A 21,203-nucleotide genomic window follows, 5' to 3' on the forward strand; every position below is an offset into this window, starting at 1 on the left:
GATGAACCGCCGTATGCGGAACCGCACGTACGGTGGTGTGGGAGGGCTGAGGGGGTGACCCCTCTCCCTACCCGATGTTCTTCGTTGCGTTTTGGCGCACTTCGTTACCCACTCATGCTGCTTCCGTTACGCGCTCGATGCATCGAGCGCGGCGAAATGACTGCATGCGAGCCCACACCCCCGCGCGTCGCATCATCCCCCCGTCACCGGCGGAAAGAACGCGACCTCGCTATCCTCCCGCACGACGAAGTCCCCGGTCACCATTTCGAGGTTCACGGCCGCCCGTACGGGGCGGTCCATCCGCAGCGCGTCCGCACTGCGCGCGTCGCGGGCGGCCAGCGTGCCGCGTAGCGCGTCGACGGTGAGTTCGCGGGCATCGATCTCGACGGCTTCTTCATCGATTGCCAGTTGTTCGCGAATGCTTGCGAAGTATTTGATCGTCAGTTTCATTGGATTGTCTTCAGAAGGAACAGCGGAATCGGAGACACGAAGCGAACGCAATCACCCCCAGCGTCGCATCGCCTGGTCGTCGTGCGCCTTTGCCTCGACCCACCCGGATTCCCCGTCGTGCCGAATCTCCTTCTTCCAGAACGGCGCATGGGTCTTCAGGAAATCCATCAGGAATTCGCACGCATCGAACGCGGACGCGCGATGCGCGGCGGCCACCACGACCAGGACGACCGGCTGGCCGAGCGGAATGCGGCCGACGCGGTGCACGATCCTGACCGCTTCGAGCCGCCAGCGCGCGCTCGCCTCCTCGACGATGCTCCACAGCGCCTGTTCGGTCATCGTCGGGTAATGCTCGACTTCCAGTGCGACGACGTCGTCGACATCGCCTTCCTTGCGCACCACCCCAAGAAAATTCACGACAGCACCGACATTCGGATTGCGAACGATCGGTGCAAGCTCCGCGCCCGCGTCGATCGGCGCATGCTGCACGCGTACTTCGAAGCCGGCGGCAATCGCGGGCGCCGATTCGGGCTGAGTGCCGGCCGCATCGACGGGCGGCGCGGGGTTGCCGGCATGCAGCGGATCGTCCGGCAGCCCGGCGCGGGATTCGGTGAAAGTCGTCATGACAGGTTCTCCAGTAGGCGGCGCATCCGGTGTCGCGCGGCGGCCCTTCAGCCGCCGACGAGCGACATGCGCACGGTCGGATAGGTCTTGCCCGGCGCGCGGGCCGGCCGTGCGGCCCGGCGCTCGGAATAGCGGTCGTCGCGCCGCGTCCAGCGTTCGCGCACGGCGGTGGCGAGGTCGGCGATCGACGCCGCATCGTCGAGCCACGGCCGCAGGTCGGCACCCTGCGTCGCGAACAGGCACGTATAAAGCTGGCCGTCGGCCGACACGCGGGCGCGCGAGCACGTGCCGCAGAACGGATGCGACACGCTCGCGATGAAGCCGACTTCGCCTGCTCCATCGATGTGCGCGCAACGAATCGCGGTGGCGTCGTGCCCCGGCTCGCCGACGAGCACGAGCGGATAGTGCGCGTCGATCAGTTCGCGCATCCGCGCGGCCGGCACGACCTTGTCGCCGGACCAGAAGCTGGCGCCGCCGACGTCCATGTATTCGATGAAACGCACGGCCACGCCCGTGTGCCGGAAGTGCCGCACGAGCGGCAGGATCTGGTCGTCGTTCACGCCGCGCTCGATCACCGCATTGACCTTGACCGGCGCGAGCCCGGCCGCGTGCGCGGCCTCGATGCCGGCCAGCACGCGCGACACCGGCACGTCGGCGTCGCTCATCCGGCGGAACACAGTGTCGTCGAGCGCATCGAGGCTCACGGTCACGCGCGACAGCCCCGCGTCGCGCAGCGTGCGCGCCTTCGCGGCGAGCAGCGAGCCGTTGGTCGTCAGTGCGATTTCGACGGGCTTGCCGTCGACGGTCGTCAGCGCGGCGAGCCGTTCGATCAGCGCTTCGAGGTGACGGCGCAGCAGCGGCTCGCCGCCCGTGATGCGGATCTTCTCGATGCCGAGCGATGTGAACGCGCGGGCGATCTTTTCCAGTTGCGCGAACGACAAGCGCTCGGACGACGGCATGAACGCGTAGTCGGCGCCGAAGCTTTCGCGCGGCATGCAGTAGCCGCAGCGGAAATTGCACTGGTCGATGACGGACAGGCGCAGGTCGCGCAGCGGACGGCCGAGCGTGTCGGACGGGCGGAGGAAAGCACCGGGCGATGCGTCGCCGGATGAAACGGCGGCGGCCGGCGCGGCGGAAACGATGGCATTCACGATCGGGTCGTCGGCCTGCATGTAGTAAGCGGAGGGGCGTCGCCGCTCGGCCGTGCGTGTGCCGACGTATCGGCGCACAGGTCGTGACGAGCCTCATCGTGAGCATAGTCCGCCGGGTTGGGCCGGCAGAGACACAATCGCGCCCGAATCGCAGGAATACAGTTCGCCGCCCGGGACGCGCGACAGGCGCGGCGAGCGAGGCGAACGCGCCGTATCGGGTGGAGAGTCGACTTCACGCTCATGCGAGCCAGCGCGCGAATTCGTAGTACGGAACCGCGTCGCCGCGCGCGATGGTGCGCCCGGCCGGCAGCCGCGCGAGCCCGCTTGCCTGCACCAGCGACTGCAGCGTGCCGGCGCCTTGCTGACGCAGCGTATCGAGCACGGGCGCACCGTTTGCGTCCACCGTACAGCGCACGCGCACGAAGCGCTCGCGCTGCGCATCCGGCTCGAAGCCGGTGTCGATCGGCAGCGACGGCACGACCGGCACGCACGCGTCGCGCCCCTGCAGGCGGCGGATCAGCGGCGCGACGAACAGTGCGAACGTCGTCATCGCGGCGCCCGGATTGCCGGGCAGCAGCACGACGGGCCGCGTATCGAGCCGTGCGAGCGCGACCGGCTTGCCGGGCTTCATGCGCACGCCGGCGACGACGAACGACGCGCCGAGCGCGGCCAGCGTGGGGCGCAGCAGGTCCTTGTCGCCGACCGACGCGCCGCCGACGCAGATCACGAGGTCGCACTGCGCGTGCAGGTCGCGCAGCGCCCGATCGACGGCGGCCGCCGTATCGGCCGCGTGCACGCTCATCGCGACGTTGGCGCCGGTTCCCGCGACCAGCGCGGCGAGCATCGGCGCATTGCTGTTGTAGATCTGCTGCGGCGCGCGCGGCTCGCCGCACGCGACCAGCTCGTCGCCGGTCGTCAGGATGCCGACGCGCAACGCCGCGCGCACGTCGATCCGCGCGAACCCCTGCGCGGCGGCCACGCCGACGTGCATCGCGCCCATCCGCACGCCGGCCGGCACGAGCAGCTCGCCGGCACGCACTTCCTCGCCGCGGCGGCGAATGTGCGACCCGCTGCGCTGGGGCACGTCGAACGTGACACCGCCGTCCTGTTCGTGCGCATGCTCCTGCATCACGACGGTGTCGGCGCCGGGCGGAATCAGGCTGCCGGTGAAGAGGCGCGCAGCCGTGCGCGGCGCGAGCGGCGCCGGCGTATCGCCTGCATAGCAGCGCTGCGCGACACGCAGCGGCTCGCCGTGCGCGAGGTCCGTATGACGCACGGCGTAGCCGTCCATCGCGCTATGGTCGGCCGGCGGCTGGTCGAGCACGGCCGTCAGCGGCGCGGCCAGCACGTGGCCGGCCGCTTGCGCGATCGGCACGGACCGGGTGCGATCGAGCGTCGCGAACGCGCCGGCGAATTGCTGCTGCGCGGTATCGAAATCGGACAGGTGCTTCATGACGAATGGGCCGGGTGCGCCGGTGCAGGCGCCGGTGAGTTGAAGGAAGCGACCGCGGGCGACACGTATTCGACGAAGCCGTCGTTGCGGCAGAAACCGAGCAGCCGCACGCCGGCTTCGCGGGCGACGTCGATCGCGAGCGCCGTCGGCGCCGAGATCGTCGCGATCATCGGGATGCCGACCCGCGCGGCCTTGCGCACCAGTTCGTAGCTCGCGCGGCTCGACAGGAACACGAAACCCGCGTGCAGGTCGGCGCGGCGGCGCGCGCGCTGCCCGATCAGCTTGTCGAGTGCGTTGTGGCGGCCGACGTCCTCGCACACGTCGAGCACGGCGCCGTTGTTATCGCACCACGCGGCCGCGTGGATGCCGCCGGTCTCGCGCATCAGCGTCTGCCGCGCCGGCAACGCACGCGCGGCGCGCGCGATCGCGTCGCCGCCGATGCCCGCGGCCGTGCCGGCGGCTGCGATACGCGGCGGGTGCAGGTCGAGCTGCGCGATGCTTTCGATGCCGCACACGCCGCAGCCGGTGCGGCCGGCGAGCGCGCGGCGGTGGGCCTTCAGCGCCATGAACGCCTGCTGCGACACGGTCAGCCGCACTTCGGCGCTGCCGGACCGGCACTCGCTTTCGATGTCGAAGACGTCCGACGCGCGCTCGACGATGCCTTCGCTCAGCGCGAAGCCGAGGCCGAACGCGTCGAGGTCGATCGGCGTCGCCATCATGACCGTGTGCGAGATGCCGTTGAACACGAGCGCAACCGGGGTTTCGTCGACGACGCGATCGACGGTGTCGAGCGCGTCGCCGGCGCGATGGCGCGTCACCCGACACGCGGTGCTGCCGGTCGGATCGTCGCGGCGGATGCAGGACTCCATGCAGGTTTCTCCAGGGCGGGGCGGCCGGCGGGCCGGCCGGGCCCGGCGTGTGCGCCGAACCACGGGAATCGACGCCGCCGGGCGGGCGGCGAAGGGCGCGCGACCGCCGCGGGCAGGCGTTGGACAACATGTTAAGTGGAGTGAACAGTGCGCCCGGGATACAGCGCCGCCACACGAAAAGCAGTACAGCTGAGCGTCCCGTCGGCATGGTAACTATTTTCCGTGCACACATCTTCGGCGGTGCAAGCAGCACAGTTTCAGCGCACGTTCGATTGATTGCGAGTATCGTTGCAAACGCGATATCGTCGTCCACGCTTCGATGCCGTGCGAGCCGCCGTTCGGGTTCGCATGTGTCGTCGCCAAGCCGTCGCGCGATTTCCTGCTTCGAGCGTACGTCCTCACAACCACGAGCAAATTACGGTCATGGAAATCTTCGATGCGTTCCATCTCGCCCGATTGCAATTCGCATTCACGGTGTCGTTCCACATCGTGTTCCCCGCGATCAGCATCGGCATGGCGAGCTTCCTGGCGGTGCTGGAATGGCGCTACCTCGTCACCGGCGACGCCGCCTACAAGTCCATGTTTCAGTTCTGGTCGAAGATCTTCGCGATCGGCTTCGGGATGGGCGTGGTCTCCGGCGTCGTGATGGCGTACGAGTTCGGCACCAACTGGTCCGGGTTCTCGCGCGTCGCGGGCAACATCACCGGGCCGCTGCTCACGTACGAAGTGCTGACGGCGTTCTTCCTCGAAGCCGGCTTCCTCGGCGTGATGCTGTTCGGCTGGCAGCGCGTGAGCCCGCGCGCGCACTTCTTCGCGACGCTGATGGTCGCGGTCGGCACGCTGATCTCGACGTTCTGGATTCTCGCGTCGAACAGTTTCATGCAGACGCCGCAAGGCTACAAGATCGAGAACGGCCTCATCGTGCCGGTCGACTGGTTCAAGATCATCTTCAATCCGTCGTTTCCGTATCGTCTCGCGCACATGACGATCGCGGCGTTCATCGTCGCGGGCTTCATCGTCGCCGCCTGCGGTGCGTGGCACCTGCTGAAGGGGCGCCGCGACGAGCCGGTGAAGCGCAGCTTCTCGATGGCGCTGTGGATGCTGCTGGTGCTCGCGCCGATCCAGATCTTCGTCGGCGACGCACACGGGCTGAACACGCGCGAATACCAGCCGGCGAAGATCGCGGCGATCGAAGGGTTGTGGGAAACGGAGAAGGGCGGCACCGCGCTGAACCTCGTCGGGCTGCCCGACATGCAGGCCGAAACCACGCGCTATGCGATCCAGGTGCCGCACCTCGGCAGCCTGATCCTCACGCACAGCTGGGACGGCGAGATCCGCGGGCTGAAGGAATTCGCGCCGCAGGACCGCCCGTATTCGCCGATCATCTTCTGGACCTTCCGGATCATGGCCGGCCTCGGGATGCTGATGCTGCTGACCGCGCTGCTTGGGCTGCTGCTGAGAAAGGGCGGACGCCTGTACGAGACGCGCTGGTTCCAGTGGTTCGTGGTCGCGATGGGGCCGTCGGGCATCGTCGCGCTGCTGGCCGGCTGGATCACGACCGAGGTCGGGCGGCAGCCGTGGACCGTGTACGGCGTGCTGCGCACCGTCGATTCGGTCGCGCCGCTCACCGCGCAACAGGTCGGCGTGTCGCTGCTGATCTTCGTGGTCGTGTATTTCCTCGTATTCGGAACGGGTATCTACTACATGATGAAACTGATGAAGCGCGGGCCGGCTGCGCAGGCCGGCTACATCGAGCTGCACCGGCATCCGGGGCTGCGCAAGAGCGCGCTGTCCACGCCGCTGAACGTGACGGAGGCGGAGTAATCATGCATATCGATCTTCCTGTCGTGTGGGCCGCGATCATCGGCCTCGGCGTATTCATCTACGTGATGCTGGACGGCTTCGATCTCGGCATCGGGCTGCTGTTTCCGTTCTTCGATGCGAAGGCCGAGCGCCAGGTGATGCTCGACACCGTCGCGCCGGTGTGGGACGGCAACGAGACGTTCCTCGTGCTCGGCGGCGCGGGCCTCTATGGCGCGTTCCCGGTCGTGTATTCGACGCTGCTGCCGGCGAACTACCTGCCGCTGGTGCTGATGCTGGTCGGGCTGATCTTCCGCGGCGCGGCGTTCGAGCTGCGTGCGAAAGCGACCCGCACGCAGCACATGTGGGATCTCGCGTTCATCGGCGGCTCGGCGCTCGCCGCGTTCTGCCAGGGGATCGTGCTCGGTTCGCTGCTGCAGGGCATCAAGATCGAGAACAACCAGTTCGCGGGCGGGCCGTTCGACTGGCTGTCGCCGTTCAGCATGATGTGCGGGATCGGCGTGCTCGTCACCTATGCGACGCTCGGTTGCGGCTGGCTGATCCTGAAGGTCGACGGCGAACTGCAGCGCAAGATGCGGTTGCTGATGAAGCCGCTCACGGGCGTGCTGCTCGCGGTGATGGGCGTGGTCAGCCTGTGGACCGTGATCGGGCTGCCGGCCGTCGCGCACCGCTGGTTCGGCAGCGGCAACCTCGGCTGGTTCCTGCCGGTGCCGATCCTCGTCGTCGCATGCGTATGGGGCATCTTCTACGCGGTGAAGCGTGCGCACGAGGCCACGCCGTTCCTGCTGACGCTCGCGCTCGTGTTCCTCGGCTACACGGGGCTCGTGATCAGTATCTGGCCGAACATCGTGCCGCCGTCGCTGTCGATCTGGGATGCGTCGTCGAGCCATTCGAGCCAGTTGTTCGCGCTCGTCGGCACCGTGATCGTGCTGCCGATCATCCTTGTGTACAACGCGATGCAGTACCGCGTGTTCCGCGGCAAGGTGCGCGAGGGCGACATCGGCTATCACTGAGCGGCACGGCACTCGATGCGAAAGCGGCCCGCCACGCGCGGGCCGTTGCACATCAGGTGCGGGCGCAACGGGTTGCGTATTCCGGTTCCCTATTCCTTTGCCAGTCGAGAAAACATCATGATCGTCCGACCCCGACAGAACTGGCTCCGGATGCTGTTCGTATGGAACGGCTCCGTGCTGCAGTCGATCATTCCGCAGCTCGTGTTCATGGCGATCGTCAGCACGCTGGCGGTCTTCACGAACGGCCGAATCTTCGGCGAGAAGATTCCGCTGAACACCGCGCCGTTCACGCTGTTCGGGCTCGCGCTCGCGATCTTCCTCGGGTTTCGCAACAACGCGAGCTTCGAGCGCTTCAAGGAGGCGCGGCATCTGTGGGGCAACCTGCTGATCGCCGCACGCGCCGTGACGTCGCAACTGCATCGCTACCTGCCCGACAGCGTGAGCGACGCCGAGCGCAACCGGCTCGCCGATCTGCTGATCGCGCTCGCGTATGCGCTGAAGCATCAACTGCGCCATACCGATCCGAGCGCGGACCTGCAGCGCATTCTCGGCGCGGAGCGCACGGCCGCGCTCGGCGGCAAATGCTACAAGCCGGTCGCGATCCTCGACGAACTGCGCGGCGGCATCGTGCGTGCGCTGGGGCGCGCGCCCGGCAGCGACGCGACCTGCTGGATGTTCGAGACGCAACTCGACGCACTCGGCAAGTCGGTCGGCGGTTGCGAGCGCATCCAGTCGACGCCGATCCCGTTTTCGTACAGCGTACTGCTCCATCGCACCGTGTATGCGTATTGCGTGCTGCTGCCGTTCGGGCTCGTCGATTCGACGGAGTTCTTCACGCCGCTGATCTGCGTGTTCATTTCCTACACGCTGATCGCGCTCGAGGCGATCGCGAACGAAGTGGCCGAGCCGTTCGGCCTTGCGCCGAATGCGCTCGCGCTCGATGCGATCACGCGCACGATCGAGCGGTCGGTGCTCGAACTCGGCGATCGGCCGATGCCCGAGGAATTCGTGCCGGCGTCGACGTATCAGATCACGTAGGCGGCGGGGTCGGTAGTGTAGTCGTCGGTAAGGTTGCTCGGCCCGAGCGGGGGCGGTTGTGTAGACTCGTGCTCGTTCAATGGAGCCCGCACCATGCAATTGCTTGATCACGTGTCGATCGGCGTGCCGGATATCGACCAGGCACGCCCCTTCTACGATGCCGTCATGGCTGCGCTGGGCGCAGCCAAGGTCTATGACCGGCCCAATGCGCTCGGCTATGGCGAACGTTGCAGCGCGAATGACCCGGAGTCGACCTTTCTCGCGGTGTATCTGGATCCCGCCGATGTTACGGCGAGCAAGCGGCACTGGTGTTTCAAGGCCGCTTCCCGCGAGCAGGTGCATGCGTTTTTCGAGGCAGGGCTTGCGACGGGCGGCCAGTCCGACGGTGAACCCGGATTGCGGCCGCAGTACCACGGCGACTACTACGCGGCTTTTCTGGTCGATCCGGCCGGCAACCGGGTGGAGGCCGTGTGTCACGCGGCGGCCGCGGAGCGGGAGCGGTCGTGACGGCGCCGCTCAATCGAAATACGTCAGCCCCATCGCCCCCTTCACCTCCGCGAGCGTCGCCCCCGCCACTTCCCGCGCATGCAGCGTGCCGCGCTTCAGGATCGCCATCACTTCGGCCTTGTCCGCTTCGAACTCGCGGCGGCGCGCGCGGATCGGCTCGATCAGCGCCTGCAGCCGCTCGTTCAGCACGCGCTTGACGACGCTGTCGCCGAGGCCGCCGCGGCGATAGTGGGCCTTCAACTCGTCGACCTTCGCCACGTCCGGCTCGAACGCATCGAGGAACGTGAACACGACGTTGCCCTCGATCTGGCCGGGGTCGCTCACGCGCAGGTGGTTCGGGTCCGTGTACATGTCCTTCACGGCCTGCGCGATCTCGTCGGGCGTCGAGCCGAGCGTGATCGCGTTGCCGAGCGACTTGCTCATCTTCGCCTTGCCGTCGATGCCCGGCAGCCGCGTGACCGCCGACAGCACGGCCTCGCATTCGACCAGCACCGGCTTATCGACGGTCGCGTTGAAGCGGCGCACGAGTTCGTTGGTCTGCTCGATCATCGGCAACTGATCGTCGCCGACCGGCACGTGGGTCGCCTTGAACGCGGTGATGTCGGCCGCCTGGCTCACCGGGTAGGTCAGGAAGCCGGCCGGGATGTCGCGCTCGAAGCCGCGCAGGCGGATTTCTTCCTTGATGGTCGGATTGCGTTCGAGGCGCGCGACCGTGACGAGGTTGAGCAGGTATTGCGACAGTTCTGCAAGCTCGGGCACCTGCGACTGCACGACGATCGTCGAGATCGCCGGATCGATGCCGACGGCGAGATAGTCGAGCGCGACCTCGATCACGTTCTCGGTGACGCGCTGGCGGCGGCCCATGTTGTCGGTCAGCGCCTGCGTATCGGCGAGCAGCAGGAATTGCGTCGCGTCGTGCTGCATCTGCACGCGCGCGCGCAGCGAGCCGATGTAGTGGCCGAGATGCAGCGGGCCGGTCGTGCGGTCGCCAGTGAGGATGGTCGGGCGGGTGGGGCGTGTCATGGTCGTCGTTGGCTCCGGGTTATCGAAGCCGCCAGCCATGATGTCATCGCAGAAACGCAAATGCCGCCATCGCTGGCGGCATCACGTTTGGGACATGCAAAAGGAAACGGGCCGCCTGGGTCAGGCGCGCCACCAGCAATGCACGATCGGCGAGGCGGGTTTCGTTTCCATCGCGGCAGTATAGCGTAGTGCGCGGGCGGACGTGCGCGTCAGCGGATCACCGACTCCATCGCGAGGTACGCGGTTTCGGCGGACGGCCACAACAGATACAGCAGGCCGGCCATCAGCAGTAACGCACCGGCGCGTACGAGCGGCGTGCGGTCCTTGTCGCGAGGGGGATGGGTGGGCTGCTTCGATTTCTTCATGCTTGCAGGCGCGGGTGCGCCACTCCAACGGTTACTGCAACGGGTCGCGCGAGGCGAGCCGGGGTGTTGCGGGAATGGGTCAACGAGACTTCCCGTGGGCAGGGTGTCAGGAATCTCAAAAAGGGTTCGATCGTATATTCTGAAACGCACGTCTCGTGCGAAGCGATGCGCATGCTACCAGTTCGGGGCGGTATGCATGGTCAAGGATTGTAGGGATGTCGCTGACTGCCTTCAATCCGCATCGCGGGGCATTTGAGTGCAGGCATGAAGCTGCCGTGGTTCCTCCTGTCGTTCCAGACGCCGATCGCTGGAATCGGCAGGCCATGGCGCTGACCAGTTCGCTGTTGTGGCCGAACGAGCGCGATTACAAGGGCGCTGTCGATTTGTGGACGAAAGCGGCCGAGCGCAAGCACTGGAAGGCCATGCTGAATCTGGCGAATGCGTACGCGCAGGGGCAGGGCGTGGAGCGTGATTCGGAACATGCGATTCAGATCACCGAACAGGCGATGAAGCTGGGTATTCCGGCCGCCTACGATCTGATGGGCACGTATCATATGGACGGAATGGGCGTGAAGCAGGATGCCAGCCGCGCCTACGCATTCTGGCAACTGGCCGCCGATATGGGCAGTCCGAGTTCGATGGCGTATCTGGGCGGCAAGATGGATGCGCTCTATGACGACCCGAAGGCGGGCTTCTGGGGCAACCGCAAGATCGCCCTGCGGATGCTTGAATGTGCGGTCGCGCAAGGCAACGGACTTGCTGCATATGAATTGGGAACGACGATCGCGGGCGATCGAGCCGAATTGAGCGAGAACAACGAACGCGCGCTCAAGACGCTGCATGAAGGCGTGAAATTCGGCAATGCCCAAAGTGCGGCCTATCTGTTCGGTGCGTTCGACGATGGCGATCCCGTGGTCGGCAATGTGAAGGATCGGGCCCGTGCCGAGCGCTACAGTGTCCTTGCCGATCGCCTCGACCGAGACCCCGACCTGCGTCTGCCGAATCTGGACAAGGTCGTGCCGCTGCCGCCCGCCAAGCTGCCCAAGTGGGACGGGAACAAGGAGACGTTGATCGACGCGGCGAAAGCAGTGACTTTCGTGCCGGTGTCGCCGGTCAAACCCGCGCCGCATCCCGTGTCGTAGCGTACGGGCGGCGCACATGTGCCCGGTGGCCAGACGCTGCCGGAGAAGCCGCAGGTCGCCGTTCCTCCGCAGATGGGAACGACGGCCGCCCCTGTCGGTGGTTGCCCGCTCACCTGACACCCGCCGCCCTCGCGCGGTGCCGCCCAACTTCACATCTCCCTCGCACGGTTCGTCCTTGCTGCAGTCCTGCCGAATTTCCGGCAAGGCCGTCGCACATCCCTTTCCCGGAGAACCTCATGCGATATCCGTTGCAGCACGCCGACCAAGCCGCCGTGGCGCGGCGTCCATCCAACCCCGAACCGCACGTACCCGTGTCGCACGTGAACCTCGAGGAGGTGTGAGCCATGAGCAACGAAGCACTCGACCCGCTGCTGCGGCAGCTCGCGGAGAAGCGACTCGGACGGCCTCTCGAGCCCGCCGACGAACAGGCGCTGCTGGAGCGGCTGTCGGGCCGGCAAGGAAACGCGTCGGCGCCCGCTGCCGGCCCGGCCGCGCAGGCGCGCACCGCGAACGCGCCCTTGCCGCAGTTCAAAACCCGGCAAGAGGCGCGCCAACAGATCAAGCATTTTCTGCAGCTCAACCAGCAAAAGGCGTACGAGAAGATGCGCGGCATCCTGCAGACGATCGACACGCAGAACGAGACGACGCTCGGCATGCTGGCGTCGGAGCAACGGAAAGTATCGGGCGTACTCGACGCGCACGAGCCGGCCGGCGACGCGCAGGCATCCGGCGCAGCCGAGATCCAGGACAGCACCCGCGAGGCGCTGGCGATGATCGGCGAACAACTGACGGGCCTGATCCGCCAGGAAATCGAAACATGCTTCCGGCAATACGGCGATGCGCTCGCCGAAGGGCTCGCCGAAGGGCTCGCCGTCAGGCTCGACGCGATGGAGGACCGGTTGCGCAGCATCGTCGCCGGCCCGGTCGAACCCACCGAACCCACCGCTGCCGTTCACGATACGCGCGGCCAAGCGTCCATGGATTAGCACGCGGGTCATTCGGCCGACAGCGAAACCGGCCGGCCCCGTGTGCGACCTCTCAACTACGTGAACCAAGGAGCAACAAATGGCTGAAACGTGTCAAGTGTGCCAGGTCAATCCCGCGATTACCGATGCGGTCACACAGGTCAACGTCAAGGTGGTCGCGGAAGCGCCGGCAATGGCGATGGGCTCGCTGTACCAGGCCCAGAGCCATTCGCTCAGCATCCTGTTCGAGAACGCGGTGCAGCAGCAGTCGCAGGCCGCGATCCAGTCGCAAACGTCGACGAACGTGGGGACGATGCAGCTCTACACGATCGGGCCGGAAAGCGCGGGCGCGGCCGCCACGGAAATCGGCGCGAACGGGATCATTTCCATTCTGGCCGACGTGATCGCGATCGGGAAGGCAGTCAAGGGCTGACGCACGATCGCAACGCCGTGGTTGAGCGGCGGCGCAAGCGGTGCGAGCCGCCGATGCCGCCGCCGTGCCGCGCGGTGTTCCGGAGCAATCGACAGAACGGGCAGCGCCGATTCGATGCGGCGCCCGTTCGCAAATCAGGAGAAATACGATGCCTATCGGTGTAGACGACCCGAAAGACGAGAAGGACCCGAAAGACCCCTGCAACTGCACGACATGCGCGGTCAACGCCGCGATCACCGACGCGGTCACGCAGACCAACGTCAAGGTGGTCGGCGAAGCGCCTGCGATGGCAACGGGCTCGCTGTACCAGGCCCAGAGCCATTCGCTGAGCGTGTTGTTCGAGAACGCGGTGCAGCAGCAGTCGCAGGCCGCGGTGCAACTGCCGACCTCGACGAACGTTGGCACGATGCAGCTGTACACGCTCGGGCCGGCGAGCGCCGGCGCGTCCGCGACGGAAATCGGCTCGAACGGCGTGCTGTCCGTGCTGGCCGACGTGCTCGCGCTCGGCAAGGCGCTGGCCTGACGCGTCACTGGCGCGGACGCCGGGCGGTGGCTCCCATCGGGCGCTGCCGCCCGGCGTCGGACGCCGTGTCGACCCGCCCGCGCAAGCGGGCCCCGGTGCCGCGTATCGGCGCCGACCGACCTATTCATGCTTTCGCCGTGACAGCGCCGCAGCGGCGAGCCAACCAGGAGCAACGACATGCCGGAACAGGTTTCTCCCGCGATGACCGACGCGGTCACGCAAGCCAACGTCAAGGTGGTGGGCGAAGCGCCCGCCGTGGCCTTGGGCACGCTCATGCAGTCGAACAGTCATGCGTCCGCGATCCTGCTGCACAACGCCGTGCAGATGCAGGCGAACCAGGCGATGTCCAACCTTGCCGCGACGACCGTCGGCGTCATGCAGCTCTATGCCGGGTCGCCGGCGGCAGCGGCGGCTGGCGCGGCGCGCTCGGCGAACGACAGCGTTGCGTCGCAACTGGCCGCGGTCGCGCAGTTGATGAACGCCATCGGCCACTGGCGCGGCTGACCTGCGCGACGCGCGGCCCCCACCCGCGCAGGCGGCTTTCGTCCGCCGACGGCACCGCCCGGCTCACGGGCGTGCCGGCCTTCAATTGGCATCGACGATCGTCCGGAGCTGCTCCGGTTTCTCGATCGTCACACCATGCTCGTGCAGCCGGATCAGGCCGTCGCGCTGCATCTTCTGCAGGCTGCTGTTCAGTCGCGGCCGGCTGACGTTGAGCATCGCCGCGAGGATGCTCTGGTTCTCCGGCAGCGGCACCTCGAGACCGTCCCCTTGCATGCGGTTCAGCAGATGGCGCGCGAGCCGGGCTTCGACGCGGTACAGGCATGCCGATTCGACGAAATCGCTCAACTGCTGGATATGCCGGCACAGCTGCTCATGGATGCGTCCCATGAATTCCGCGTTCGCCAGCAGCGGCGTGAAGTACTGGCGATGCAACACCGAAATGCGGCAGTCGGGGCTCAACTGGGCGGTGAAGTTGCGCCGGTGTGCGCGAATCAGCGTGTTTTCGCCGATGAGTTCGCCGGGCATCGAGTGGCCGAGAATGATCTCGCGCCCGCCGGGTTCGTGCAGCGTCTTGTAGACGCGGCCGCGATGCACGAACGCGACGAAATCCCCCGGATCGCCCTTGAAGAACAACAGGCGATTGCCGTGTTCGGGCCAGGGCGTGGCATGCCGCTCGATATGGACGATCAGACTTTCCGGGAGACCGGCGAGTATCGGTATGTTGCGCAACGTTGGAGCGTGGGCAAGGGCAGGCATGTTTTCCGCGCGAGGTTGTTTGACGATGCGGCCACCTAGCGAAAAACGCTGCCTTCGGCATGGCGTGAAGAATGCAGAACGAAAATATCGGGATAATCGGCGGGCCGTCCCGATATGGCGGCACGTCGGCGACAACGGCGCATGGCTGCGCGACGTGGACTGCCTTGTGCCGGCTCGCGAACGCTGCGCGACGGCAGTCGTTTTCTTTCATCGCAATGCCGTAATTCAGGCCGGGCGACGCACCTGAAACGACGGATCGGAGTATGCCGGGGGATTAATGTTTCTGTTCACAATAATCAAGAAAATTTACCGGTTCCGATTATCGTTATAGCGGTGTTACGCGGGTAACAGCGCCATTCCCGGGATCGAATCGATTCTGTGTTTTCCATAAAAAAGGAAGACACGGGATGACAACCTCGAACCAGCACGCTGCCGCCGCGCCCGAGTCTCCGGCGCAGCAGCTCGATCGCACGTGGCGCGAAATGCAGGGGAAATTGCGGCGTCGCGCGCGCCTGTTGTGCAAGGGCGATATTCACCGCGCCGACGAATTGCTGTCCGACACCGCCCTCAAGGTCCACATTTACCTGCAGCGTTCGCCCGGGCGCGTTCAGAACCTGGCCGGGTTTCTCTTCCTGGTGCTGAACCACGCGTTCCTCGATGGCGCGCGCCGCCGCCTGCGCGAAAGCGGCATGCTCGAATTCGACCCGGCGTGGGACGACGATCACGCCGTCGAGCTGGCCGGCCACGCGCCGTCGGTCGAGCAGCAACTGCTGCTGCGGCAACAGCTGCTGCGTCTCGAACAGGCGCTGTCGGTGCTCTCGCCGCAGCAGCAGATGCTGTTCACGCTGAAGTTCGAGGAGGACCGGCCGTATTTCCACATCGCCGCGACGCTCGGGATCAACGAGCCGCTGGCCAGAAAGCGCGTCGAGCTGCTGCGCAAGAAGTTGCGCGAGGAACTCGCGTGAGCGCGTTCACGAATGCCGGCACGCAGCGTTCCTAACGGCATGCGCGGGGTCGATGGCCTGCCGGCCCGCCCGTTCCTTCAATCGCATGCCGGAGCCGAGATCCGAGGAGGCCTCGTGGCAGACAAAGTCAATGAGCAGATTACCGATGCGCTGACGCAGACCAACGTCAACGTCGTCGCGGGCTCGCCGGCCCAGGCGCTGGGCATGCTTTACCAGATGTTCAGCCAGGCCGTCGGCATCTCGGCGCAGAACATGACCCAGCAGCAGGCGGCGTTGAACCAGATTTCGAACGCCGTCGTGTCGAAGGCCGTGGCGATGATCCTGTCCGTCGAGGCATCGCCGAAGCCGGCATCGGGCGGCGCGTCGCTGCCCGCGGCGGGCGGGTCGCCGACGGGTTCCACGCACTAGGACACGACGACTATCGGGACACCTGAACCATGAACATGAAAGGTCTTTTGGATGGACGCGGAGAAGGCGCGACGCAAGCACCGGACGACGTCGCGGACGCCGCGGCCGAAGCTGCGCCGCACGACGCGACGTCGACAGCCCGCAAGCGCGCGTGGCCGGTCAACCGGTTGCGCAGGTTCACCGACGCGCTGAAGGCGCCGGACCAGATCGCGGGGACGACCGGGGCCGCCCCATCGGCGTTGAAGACGGTGCAGGCGATCAACGCGGAGGCGGCGTCCTACGCGACGACGCAGATATCCGTCGGCCCGAACATGATGATCACGCAGGCCGGCGGCATGGTCGCGCAGGCGGCGGCCAACTACTTCGAGGCGTCGACGTCGCTGGCGATCGCGGGCAAGAGCGTGCTGATGAAGGATCTCGCGCAGAAGACCATCGACGAGGACGTGAAAGGCATGGCGATGGATGCGGTGGGCCTGCTGTTGACGGACCTGTTCGTCGCGACCGCGGCGGTCGTCGCGGGCGCCGCGGAGGCGATCGAAGGGGAGGCCGCGAGCGTCGCGCTCGACCGGATCGACGAGAGCCTGCAGAAGTATCAGGCGCTGCTCGACAAGAAGGGCACCTGAGACACGTCACGCACGTCGGGCGCGGCGTCGATAGGAACGTCGCGGGCGATCATGCGTCGAGAACCGCGGCGCAATCGCGGGCCACGCGTGCAGCGGGCGAAACAGTCTCCATCGACACGACCCGCCGGGCCGTCAGGCCCGATGCGGGATGTGAGCGGCGGGCGCGATGCACGTTCGTGGTCGAACGCGTCGCGCCTGCTACCGGCAGTCCAGTCCAATCATGTGAGGAACCCATGTCTTACATCATTCAGAACGCACACGGTGCCGCGCCGCTGCGGGTTGGCGAGCGCAAATGGGGCGATGCGACGGAAATCGATTTCGGCGCGATGACGAGCTGCATCGCGCTCGTCGAGCAGACGCCGGGCCAGCCGACGTTGGTGCGCGGCATCCATCTGTCGATCGTCGGCGACGGCGGCACGAAGGTCTACGACACGGCGGCGGATGTCGCCGGACAGGTCGAGACGATCATGCAGCAGAGCGGCAACATGCGTGCGTGCCTCGGGCGCATCGACGTCTGGCAGGCCAACGTGTCGCCGGAGGTGCAGGATTTCTTCGTCGCGCTGATGATGAGCCTCGGCATGACCAATTGGGTGCAGGTGCCCGACGGCAACCTGCGGGTGCGGCTCGACGGCGGCGTGATGCAGTATCAGAAGGGCACCGCCGCGTGGACCAACGTGTAGCCGGCACGATCCGTCGAAACCGGTGCCCGCGATGCGCGCGGGCGCCGGCCCCGTCCCAGCTTTTTGTTCGTCAACGCCAACAAAAAACCTCGTTTCGCGCCACGCGGCCTGTCAGCAGAATGTCTCCATTCCAGCTCACGCGGCGACACAAGCGTCGCATGAGCCGCACTTCCGAAGGAGACAGCCGTGGCAGTCGAAACAACCTCGATCGATACGCTCGTCGTCGGCGCCGGGCAGGCCGGCGTGGCGATGAGCGAGCACCTGGGCAAGCTGGGCGTGCCCCATCTCGTGCTGGAGCGTGACCGCATCGCCGAACGCTGGCGCACCGGGCGCTGGGATTCGCTGGTCGCGAACGGCCCCGCGTGGCACGACCGTTTCCCCGGCCTCGAATTCGACGGGCTCGATCCCGATGCGTTCGCCACGAAGGACCAGGTCGCGAACTACTTCGAAGCGTATGCGCGCAAGTTCGACGCGCCGATCCGCACCGGCGTCGAAGTGAAGCATGTCGTGCGCAACACGGGCAAGCCGGGCTTCGTCGTCGAGACGTCCGACGGCACGATCGAGGCGAACCGCGTGGTGGTCGCGACGGGCCCGTTCCAGCGCCCGGTGATTCCGCCGATCGCGCCGGACGACGCGCGCGTCGTGCAGATCCATTCCGCCGACTATCGCAACCCGGGCCAGCTCCCGGCAGGCGCGGTGCTGGTGGTCGGCGCCGGTTCGTCGGGCGTGCAGATCGCCGATGAGCTGCGGCGCGCGGGCCGGCAGGTTTACCTGTCGGTCGGGCCGCACGACCGTCCGCCGCGCGCGTATCGCGGCCGCGACTTCTGCTGGTGGCTTGGCGTGCTCGGCGAATGGGACAAGGAAGTCGCGACGCCCGGCCGCGAACACGTGACGATCGCGGTGAGCGGCGCGCGCGGCGGCCATACGGTCGATTTCCGCGCGCTCGCGAATCAGGGCGTGACGCTGGTCGGGTTGACGAAGTCGTTCGACGGCGGCGTGGCCGTGTTCGAACCCGATCTCGCGACCCATCTCGCGCGCGGTGACGAGAACTACCTGTCGCTGCTCGACGCGGCCGACGCGTATGCGGCGCGCAACGGCCTCGACCTGCCGGAAGAACCGGCCGCGCGACGCATCCTGCCGGATCCCGACTGCGTCGCGCATCCGATCCTCTCGCTCGATCTCGCCGGCGCGGGCGTCACGTCGATCGTCTGGGCGACCGGCTATGCGGTCGACTACGGCTGGCTGAACGTCGACGCGTTCGCGCCGAACGGCAAGCCGCAGCACCAGCGCGGCGTGTCGAAGGAGCCGGGCATCTATTTCCTCGGGCTGCCGTGGCTGTCGCGGCGCGGCTCCAGCTTCATCTGGGGCGTGTGGCACGACGCGAAGCACATCGCCGATCACATCGTCACGCAGCGCAAGTACCTCGCATACCACGACGCGGCGCAGCACCGCGCGGCCGCCCAAGCGGCGCAGCCCGACGCGCGCCCGCTCGCCGAAGCGGCGAACTGACGACCTGACGACCCCGCCGCGACCGCTTCCCGCGCGGCGGGCGACCACACCGACACTCGAAGGACCTCGATGAGCCAGCCTACCCATACGCGTATCCGCATGTTCAACACGAAGGATACCTACCCGAACCAGACGCTCGACAACGACCTGTGCCAGGCCGTGCGGGCCGGCAACACCGTCTACGTGCGCGGCCAGGTCGGCACCGATTTCGACGGCAACCTGATCGGCCTCGGCGACCCGCGTGCACAGGCCGAGCAGGCGATGAAGAACGTCAAGCAGTTGCTCGAGGAAGCCGGCAGCGACATCACGCATATCGTGAAGACGACGACCTACCTGATCGATCCGCGTTATCGCGAACCCGTGTACCAGGAAGTCGGCAAGTGGCTGAAGGGCGTCTACCCGATCTCGACGGGGCTCGTCGTTTCCGCGCTCGGTCAGCCGCAGTGGCTGATGGAGATCGACGTGATCGCGGTGATTCCCGACAACTGGCAGCCGAACCGCGCACGGGAGGCGACATGACGTTCTCCATCGTCGGACGCTGCCCGGAGACGGGGCAGCTCGGGATCGCGATCAGCTCGTCGAGCATCGCGGTGGGCGCGCGCTGCCCGTGGGTGCGTGCGGGCGTCGGCGCCGTCGCGACGCAGAACATCACGCTGCCGGCGCTTGGGCCGCAGATTCTCGACCTGATCGAGCACGACCAGCTCGCGCCGGCCGCGGCGCTCGACCGGGCGTTGAGCGCGAACGGCTGGAGCCAGTACCGGCAGGTCACGGCGATCGACGGGCAGGGGCAGACCGCATGCTTCACCGGCAAGGAGGCGCTCGGCACGCATCGCGCGGTGCAGGGCGAGCAATGCGTGGCGGCCGGCAATTTGCTGGCCGCGCCGGCCGTGATCGATGCGATGGTGCGGGCCTTCGAGCACGCGCCCGGGCTGCTCGCCGATCGCCTGCTGGCCGCGATGCACGCGGCGATGACGGCCGGCGGCGAGGCCGGACCCGTGCATTCGGCCGCGCTGAAGGTGGCCGGCGACGTGACCTGGCCGATCGTCGACCTGCGCGTCGACTGGGCCGATACCGATCCGATCGGGCAACTCGATGCGCTGTGGCGCGCATATCGGCCGCAGATGCAGGACTACCAGACGCGCGCGCTGAATCCGACCGCCGCACCGAGTTACGGAGTACCGGGCGATGAGTGATCCGTCGAGCCGCGCGCTGCTCCAACGGCTGATCGGCTTCGCGACGGTCAGCCGCGACTCGAACCTCGAGATGATCGGTTTCATCCGCAACTATCTCGCGGGTTTCGGTGTGGAAAGCGAACTGTTCTATAACGCGGAACGCACGAAGGCGAGCCTGTACGCGACGATCGGCCCGCGCGATCGCGGCGGCGTCGCGCTGTCGGGCCATACCGACGTGGTGCCGGTCGACGGGCAGGCATGGACGGTCGAGCCGTTCCGGCTGACCGAGCGCGACGGCCGCCTGTACGGTCGCGGCGCGGCCGACATGAAGGGCTTCATCGCATCGGTGCTCGCGGCCGTGCCGGCGTTCGTCGCGCGGCCGCTGAGCGTGCCCGTGCATCTCGCGTTCTCGTACGACGAGGAAGTCGGTTGCGTCGGCGTGCGGCCGATGCTCGAACAACTGGCCGCGCGCGCACATCGTCCGCGGCTGTGCGTGATCGGCGAGCCGACCGAACTGAAGCCGGTGCTCGGTCACAAGGGCAAGCTCGCGATGCGCTGCCACGTGAAGGGCGCCGCGTGTCACTCGGCTTACGCGCCGTCGGGCGTCAACGCGATCGACTATGCGGCGAAGCTGATCGGCCGGCTCGGCGAGATCGGCGCGGCGCTCGCACGCCCCGAGCGGCACGACAGCCGCTTCGATCCGCCGTTCTCGACCGTGCAGACGGGCTTGATCAAGGGTGGCCGCGCGCTGAACATCGTGCCGGCCGAATGCGAGTTCGATTTCGAGGTGCGCGCGCTGCCGGATTTCGATGCGCACGACGTGCCGAGAAAGCTGCAGGACTATGCGGAATCCGAACTGTTGCCGCGGATGCGCGCGGTGCAGCCCGATACCGACATTCAACTGAAACCGCTCGGCGCGTATCCGGGGCTGGCGACCGCGCCGGACGGCGAGGCCGCGCGGCTGATCGCGTGGCTGAGCGGGTCCGACGCGTTCGGCACGGTGGCGTTCGGCACCGAGGGCGGGCTGTTCGGGCAGGCCGGTATTCCGACCGTCGTGTGCGGTCCCGGCAGCATGGACCAGGGGCACAAGCCCGACGAGTTCGTCACGCTCGAACAACTGCACGGATGCGACGCGATGCTCGGTCGTCTGGCCGCGTATCTTTCTTCAGCCGACTGAGCTGGCCACCGACACGCACGCTCCGCACCGGG

Annotated in this window: 25 protein-coding genes; 17 read left to right on the forward strand and 8 right to left on the reverse strand. The window is 67.0% G+C overall.

The genetic code is table 11. From position 1 onward, the window contains the following. Positions 1–192 precede the first annotated feature (192 nt). The 5 genes from moaD to fdhD form a co-directional block, all read right to left on the reverse strand. Positions 193–450, reverse strand: a complete 258-nt coding sequence (gene moaD, locus J8I33_RS19335) for a molybdopterin converting factor subunit 1 (protein ID WP_050014048.1) — start codon at positions 448–450, stop codon at positions 193–195. A gap of 51 nt (positions 451–501) precedes the next feature. Next, the gene (locus J8I33_RS19340; protein WP_050014047.1) at positions 502–1,074 is read right to left on the reverse strand and encodes a molybdenum cofactor biosynthesis protein MoaE; all 573 of its coding nucleotides are present in this window, start codon (positions 1,072–1,074) and stop codon (positions 502–504) included. Positions 1,075–1,121: 47 nt separating this feature from the next. Beyond that, the gene (gene moaA, locus J8I33_RS19345) at positions 1,122–2,246 is read right to left on the reverse strand and encodes a GTP 3',8-cyclase MoaA (RefSeq protein ID WP_209938736.1); all 1,125 of its coding nucleotides are present in this window, start codon (positions 2,244–2,246) and stop codon (positions 1,122–1,124) included. A 217-nt stretch (positions 2,247–2,463) separates the two neighbouring features. Beyond that, a complete protein-coding gene (gene glp / locus J8I33_RS19350) occupies positions 2,464–3,678 on the reverse strand; it encodes a gephyrin-like molybdotransferase Glp (protein WP_209938738.1) in 1,215 nt (404 codons plus the stop codon). Then, positions 3,675–4,547, reverse strand: coding sequence for a formate dehydrogenase accessory sulfurtransferase FdhD (gene fdhD, locus J8I33_RS19355; RefSeq protein ID WP_209938740.1), 873 nt, complete (start codon positions 4,545–4,547; stop codon positions 3,675–3,677). The genes glp and fdhD overlap by 4 nt, the downstream gene beginning before the upstream one ends. Before the next feature lie 423 nt (positions 4,548–4,970). Between fdhD and J8I33_RS19360 the strand changes: the two genes are divergently transcribed. The 4 genes from J8I33_RS19360 (at position 4,971) to J8I33_RS19375 (ending at position 8,926) form a co-directional block, all read left to right on the forward strand. Beyond that, the gene (locus J8I33_RS19360; protein ID WP_050014043.1) at positions 4,971–6,371 is read left to right on the forward strand and encodes a cytochrome ubiquinol oxidase subunit I; all 1,401 of its coding nucleotides are present in this window, start codon (positions 4,971–4,973) and stop codon (positions 6,369–6,371) included. 2 nt (positions 6,372–6,373) lie between these two features. Then, on the forward strand, positions 6,374–7,381 hold the full coding sequence (gene cydB / locus J8I33_RS19365) for a cytochrome d ubiquinol oxidase subunit II (protein ID WP_050014042.1): 1,008 nt from the start codon (positions 6,374–6,376) through the stop codon (positions 7,379–7,381). Positions 7,382–7,498: 117 nt separating this feature from the next. Next, complete coding sequence (locus tag J8I33_RS19370; protein ID WP_089490307.1) at positions 7,499–8,419, forward strand: bestrophin family ion channel; 921 nt, start codon at positions 7,499–7,501, stop codon at positions 8,417–8,419. Between the two features lie 93 nt (positions 8,420–8,512). After that, positions 8,513–8,926 (forward strand): VOC family protein, encoded by a 414-nt coding sequence (locus tag J8I33_RS19375; RefSeq protein ID WP_209938742.1) that lies wholly within the window; start codon positions 8,513–8,515, stop codon positions 8,924–8,926. Positions 8,927–8,935: 9 nt separating this feature from the next. On the opposite strand, the gene trpS is transcribed toward J8I33_RS19375, so the two are convergent. Both trpS and J8I33_RS19385 read right to left on the reverse strand, forming a co-directional pair. Beyond that, positions 8,936–9,949, reverse strand: coding sequence for a tryptophan--tRNA ligase (trpS, locus tag J8I33_RS19380; protein ID WP_209938749.1), 1,014 nt, complete (start codon positions 9,947–9,949; stop codon positions 8,936–8,938). A gap of 209 nt (positions 9,950–10,158) precedes the next feature. Next, positions 10,159–10,314 (reverse strand): hypothetical protein, encoded by a 156-nt coding sequence (locus J8I33_RS19385; RefSeq protein ID WP_162838121.1) that lies wholly within the window; start codon positions 10,312–10,314, stop codon positions 10,159–10,161. Between the two features lie 215 nt (positions 10,315–10,529). Between J8I33_RS19385 and J8I33_RS19390 the strand changes: the two genes are divergently transcribed. From J8I33_RS19390 to J8I33_RS19410, 5 genes are all read left to right on the forward strand, one after another. Next, entirely contained in the window at positions 10,530–11,456 is a 927-nt protein-coding gene (locus J8I33_RS19390) for a DUF6396 domain-containing protein (protein ID WP_245172230.1), read from the forward strand. Between the two features lie 344 nt (positions 11,457–11,800). Further along, a complete protein-coding gene (locus tag J8I33_RS19395) occupies positions 11,801–12,442 on the forward strand; it encodes a hypothetical protein (protein ID WP_209938756.1) in 642 nt (213 codons plus the stop codon). A 79-nt stretch (positions 12,443–12,521) separates the two neighbouring features. Then, complete coding sequence (locus J8I33_RS19400; RefSeq protein WP_050014037.1) at positions 12,522–12,854, forward strand: RebB family R body protein; 333 nt, start codon at positions 12,522–12,524, stop codon at positions 12,852–12,854. Between the two features lie 148 nt (positions 12,855–13,002). Beyond that, positions 13,003–13,377 carry a RebB family R body protein gene (locus tag J8I33_RS19405; protein ID WP_089490310.1) on the forward strand — a complete coding sequence of 125 codons (375 nt, stop codon included), beginning with the start codon at positions 13,003–13,005 and terminating at the stop codon, positions 13,375–13,377. Positions 13,378–13,554: 177 nt separating this feature from the next. Then, positions 13,555–13,881: a RebB family R body protein gene (locus J8I33_RS19410; RefSeq protein WP_050014036.1), complete on the forward strand. Its 327-nt coding sequence runs from the start codon at positions 13,555–13,557 to the stop codon at positions 13,879–13,881. Between the two features lie 81 nt (positions 13,882–13,962). Here J8I33_RS19410 and J8I33_RS19415 read toward each other — a convergent pair whose 3' ends face one another. Further along, positions 13,963–14,772 (reverse strand): Crp/Fnr family transcriptional regulator, encoded by an 810-nt coding sequence (locus tag J8I33_RS19415; RefSeq protein ID WP_245172232.1) that lies wholly within the window; start codon positions 14,770–14,772, stop codon positions 13,963–13,965. A 272-nt stretch (positions 14,773–15,044) separates the two neighbouring features. Here J8I33_RS19415 and J8I33_RS19420 point away from each other — a divergent pair, with 272 nt between their 5' ends. The 8 genes from J8I33_RS19420 to argE all read left to right on the forward strand — a co-directional run bounded on the left by J8I33_RS19420 (position 15,045) and on the right by argE (position 21,171). Beyond that, positions 15,045–15,602 carry a sigma-70 family RNA polymerase sigma factor gene (locus J8I33_RS19420; RefSeq protein WP_050014034.1) on the forward strand — a complete coding sequence of 186 codons (558 nt, stop codon included), beginning with the start codon at positions 15,045–15,047 and terminating at the stop codon, positions 15,600–15,602. Positions 15,603–15,716: 114 nt separating this feature from the next. Further along, a complete protein-coding gene (locus tag J8I33_RS19425; RefSeq protein WP_050014033.1) occupies positions 15,717–16,010 on the forward strand; it encodes a RebB family R body protein in 294 nt (97 codons plus the stop codon). A gap of 35 nt (positions 16,011–16,045) precedes the next feature. Beyond that, positions 16,046–16,633, forward strand: a complete 588-nt coding sequence (locus J8I33_RS19430; protein WP_235356219.1) for a hypothetical protein — start codon at positions 16,046–16,048, stop codon at positions 16,631–16,633. 233 nt (positions 16,634–16,866) lie between these two features. Further along, positions 16,867–17,313: a hypothetical protein gene (locus J8I33_RS19435; RefSeq protein ID WP_050014031.1), complete on the forward strand. Its 447-nt coding sequence runs from the start codon at positions 16,867–16,869 to the stop codon at positions 17,311–17,313. 186 nt (positions 17,314–17,499) lie between these two features. Beyond that, positions 17,500–18,822, forward strand: coding sequence for an NAD(P)/FAD-dependent oxidoreductase (locus J8I33_RS19440; protein ID WP_209938759.1), 1,323 nt, complete (start codon positions 17,500–17,502; stop codon positions 18,820–18,822). Between the two features lie 69 nt (positions 18,823–18,891). Continuing rightward, a complete protein-coding gene (locus tag J8I33_RS19445; protein WP_050014029.1) occupies positions 18,892–19,341 on the forward strand; it encodes a RidA family protein in 450 nt (149 codons plus the stop codon). Next, a complete protein-coding gene (locus tag J8I33_RS19450) occupies positions 19,338–20,015 on the forward strand; it encodes a DUF1028 domain-containing protein (RefSeq protein ID WP_050014028.1) in 678 nt (225 codons plus the stop codon). The genes J8I33_RS19445 and J8I33_RS19450 overlap by 4 nt, the downstream gene beginning before the upstream one ends. Further along, a complete protein-coding gene (gene argE / locus J8I33_RS19455; protein WP_209938761.1) occupies positions 20,008–21,171 on the forward strand; it encodes an acetylornithine deacetylase in 1,164 nt (387 codons plus the stop codon). Before J8I33_RS19450 ends, argE begins: the two co-directional genes overlap by 8 nt. Positions 21,172–21,203 lie beyond the last annotated feature (32 nt).

It is taken from the genome of Burkholderia sp. AcTa6-5, assembly GCF_017815075.1.
In the GTDB taxonomy this organism is placed as follows: domain Bacteria; phylum Pseudomonadota; class Gammaproteobacteria; order Burkholderiales; family Burkholderiaceae; genus Burkholderia; species Burkholderia sola.

Coding starts and splice junctions, on each gene's coding strand:
- J8I33_RS19450 (WP_050014028.1), top strand. CDS start 19,338: ATGACGTTCTCCATCGTCGGACGCTGCCCGGAGACGGGGCAGCTCGGG.
- J8I33_RS19370 (WP_089490307.1), top strand. CDS start 7,499: ATGATCGTCCGACCCCGACAGAACTGGCTCCGGATGCTGTTCGTATGG.
- J8I33_RS19395 (WP_209938756.1), top strand. CDS start 11,801: ATGAGCAACGAAGCACTCGACCCGCTGCTGCGGCAGCTCGCGGAGAAG.
- cydB (WP_050014042.1), top strand. CDS start 6,374: ATGCATATCGATCTTCCTGTCGTGTGGGCCGCGATCATCGGCCTCGGC.
- J8I33_RS19430 (WP_235356219.1), top strand. CDS start 16,046: ATGAAAGGTCTTTTGGATGGACGCGGAGAAGGCGCGACGCAAGCACCG.
- J8I33_RS19340 (WP_050014047.1), bottom strand. CDS start 1,074: ATGACGACTTTCACCGAATCCCGCGCCGGGCTGCCGGACGATCCGCTG.
- J8I33_RS19445 (WP_050014029.1), top strand. CDS start 18,892: ATGAGCCAGCCTACCCATACGCGTATCCGCATGTTCAACACGAAGGAT.
- J8I33_RS19375 (WP_209938742.1), top strand. CDS start 8,513: ATGCAATTGCTTGATCACGTGTCGATCGGCGTGCCGGATATCGACCAG.
- J8I33_RS19400 (WP_050014037.1), top strand. CDS start 12,522: ATGGCTGAAACGTGTCAAGTGTGCCAGGTCAATCCCGCGATTACCGAT.
- J8I33_RS19435 (WP_050014031.1), top strand. CDS start 16,867: ATGTCTTACATCATTCAGAACGCACACGGTGCCGCGCCGCTGCGGGTT.
- J8I33_RS19410 (WP_050014036.1), top strand. CDS start 13,555: ATGCCGGAACAGGTTTCTCCCGCGATGACCGACGCGGTCACGCAAGCC.
- moaD (WP_050014048.1), bottom strand. CDS start 450: ATGAAACTGACGATCAAATACTTCGCAAGCATTCGCGAACAACTGGCA.
- glp (WP_209938738.1), bottom strand. CDS start 3,678: ATGAAGCACCTGTCCGATTTCGATACCGCGCAGCAGCAATTCGCCGGC.
- J8I33_RS19420 (WP_050014034.1), top strand. CDS start 15,045: ATGACAACCTCGAACCAGCACGCTGCCGCCGCGCCCGAGTCTCCGGCG.
- fdhD (WP_209938740.1), bottom strand. CDS start 4,547: ATGGAGTCCTGCATCCGCCGCGACGATCCGACCGGCAGCACCGCGTGT.
- moaA (WP_209938736.1), bottom strand. CDS start 2,246: ATGCAGGCCGACGACCCGATCGTGAATGCCATCGTTTCCGCCGCGCCG.
- trpS (WP_209938749.1), bottom strand. CDS start 9,949: ATGACACGCCCCACCCGCCCGACCATCCTCACTGGCGACCGCACGACC.
- J8I33_RS19385 (WP_162838121.1), bottom strand. CDS start 10,314: ATGAAGAAATCGAAGCAGCCCACCCATCCCCCTCGCGACAAGGACCGC.
- J8I33_RS19390 (WP_245172230.1), top strand. CDS start 10,530: ATGTCGCTGACTGCCTTCAATCCGCATCGCGGGGCATTTGAGTGCAGG.
- J8I33_RS19405 (WP_089490310.1), top strand. CDS start 13,003: ATGCCTATCGGTGTAGACGACCCGAAAGACGAGAAGGACCCGAAAGAC.
- argE (WP_209938761.1), top strand. CDS start 20,008: ATGAGTGATCCGTCGAGCCGCGCGCTGCTCCAACGGCTGATCGGCTTC.
- J8I33_RS19360 (WP_050014043.1), top strand. CDS start 4,971: ATGGAAATCTTCGATGCGTTCCATCTCGCCCGATTGCAATTCGCATTC.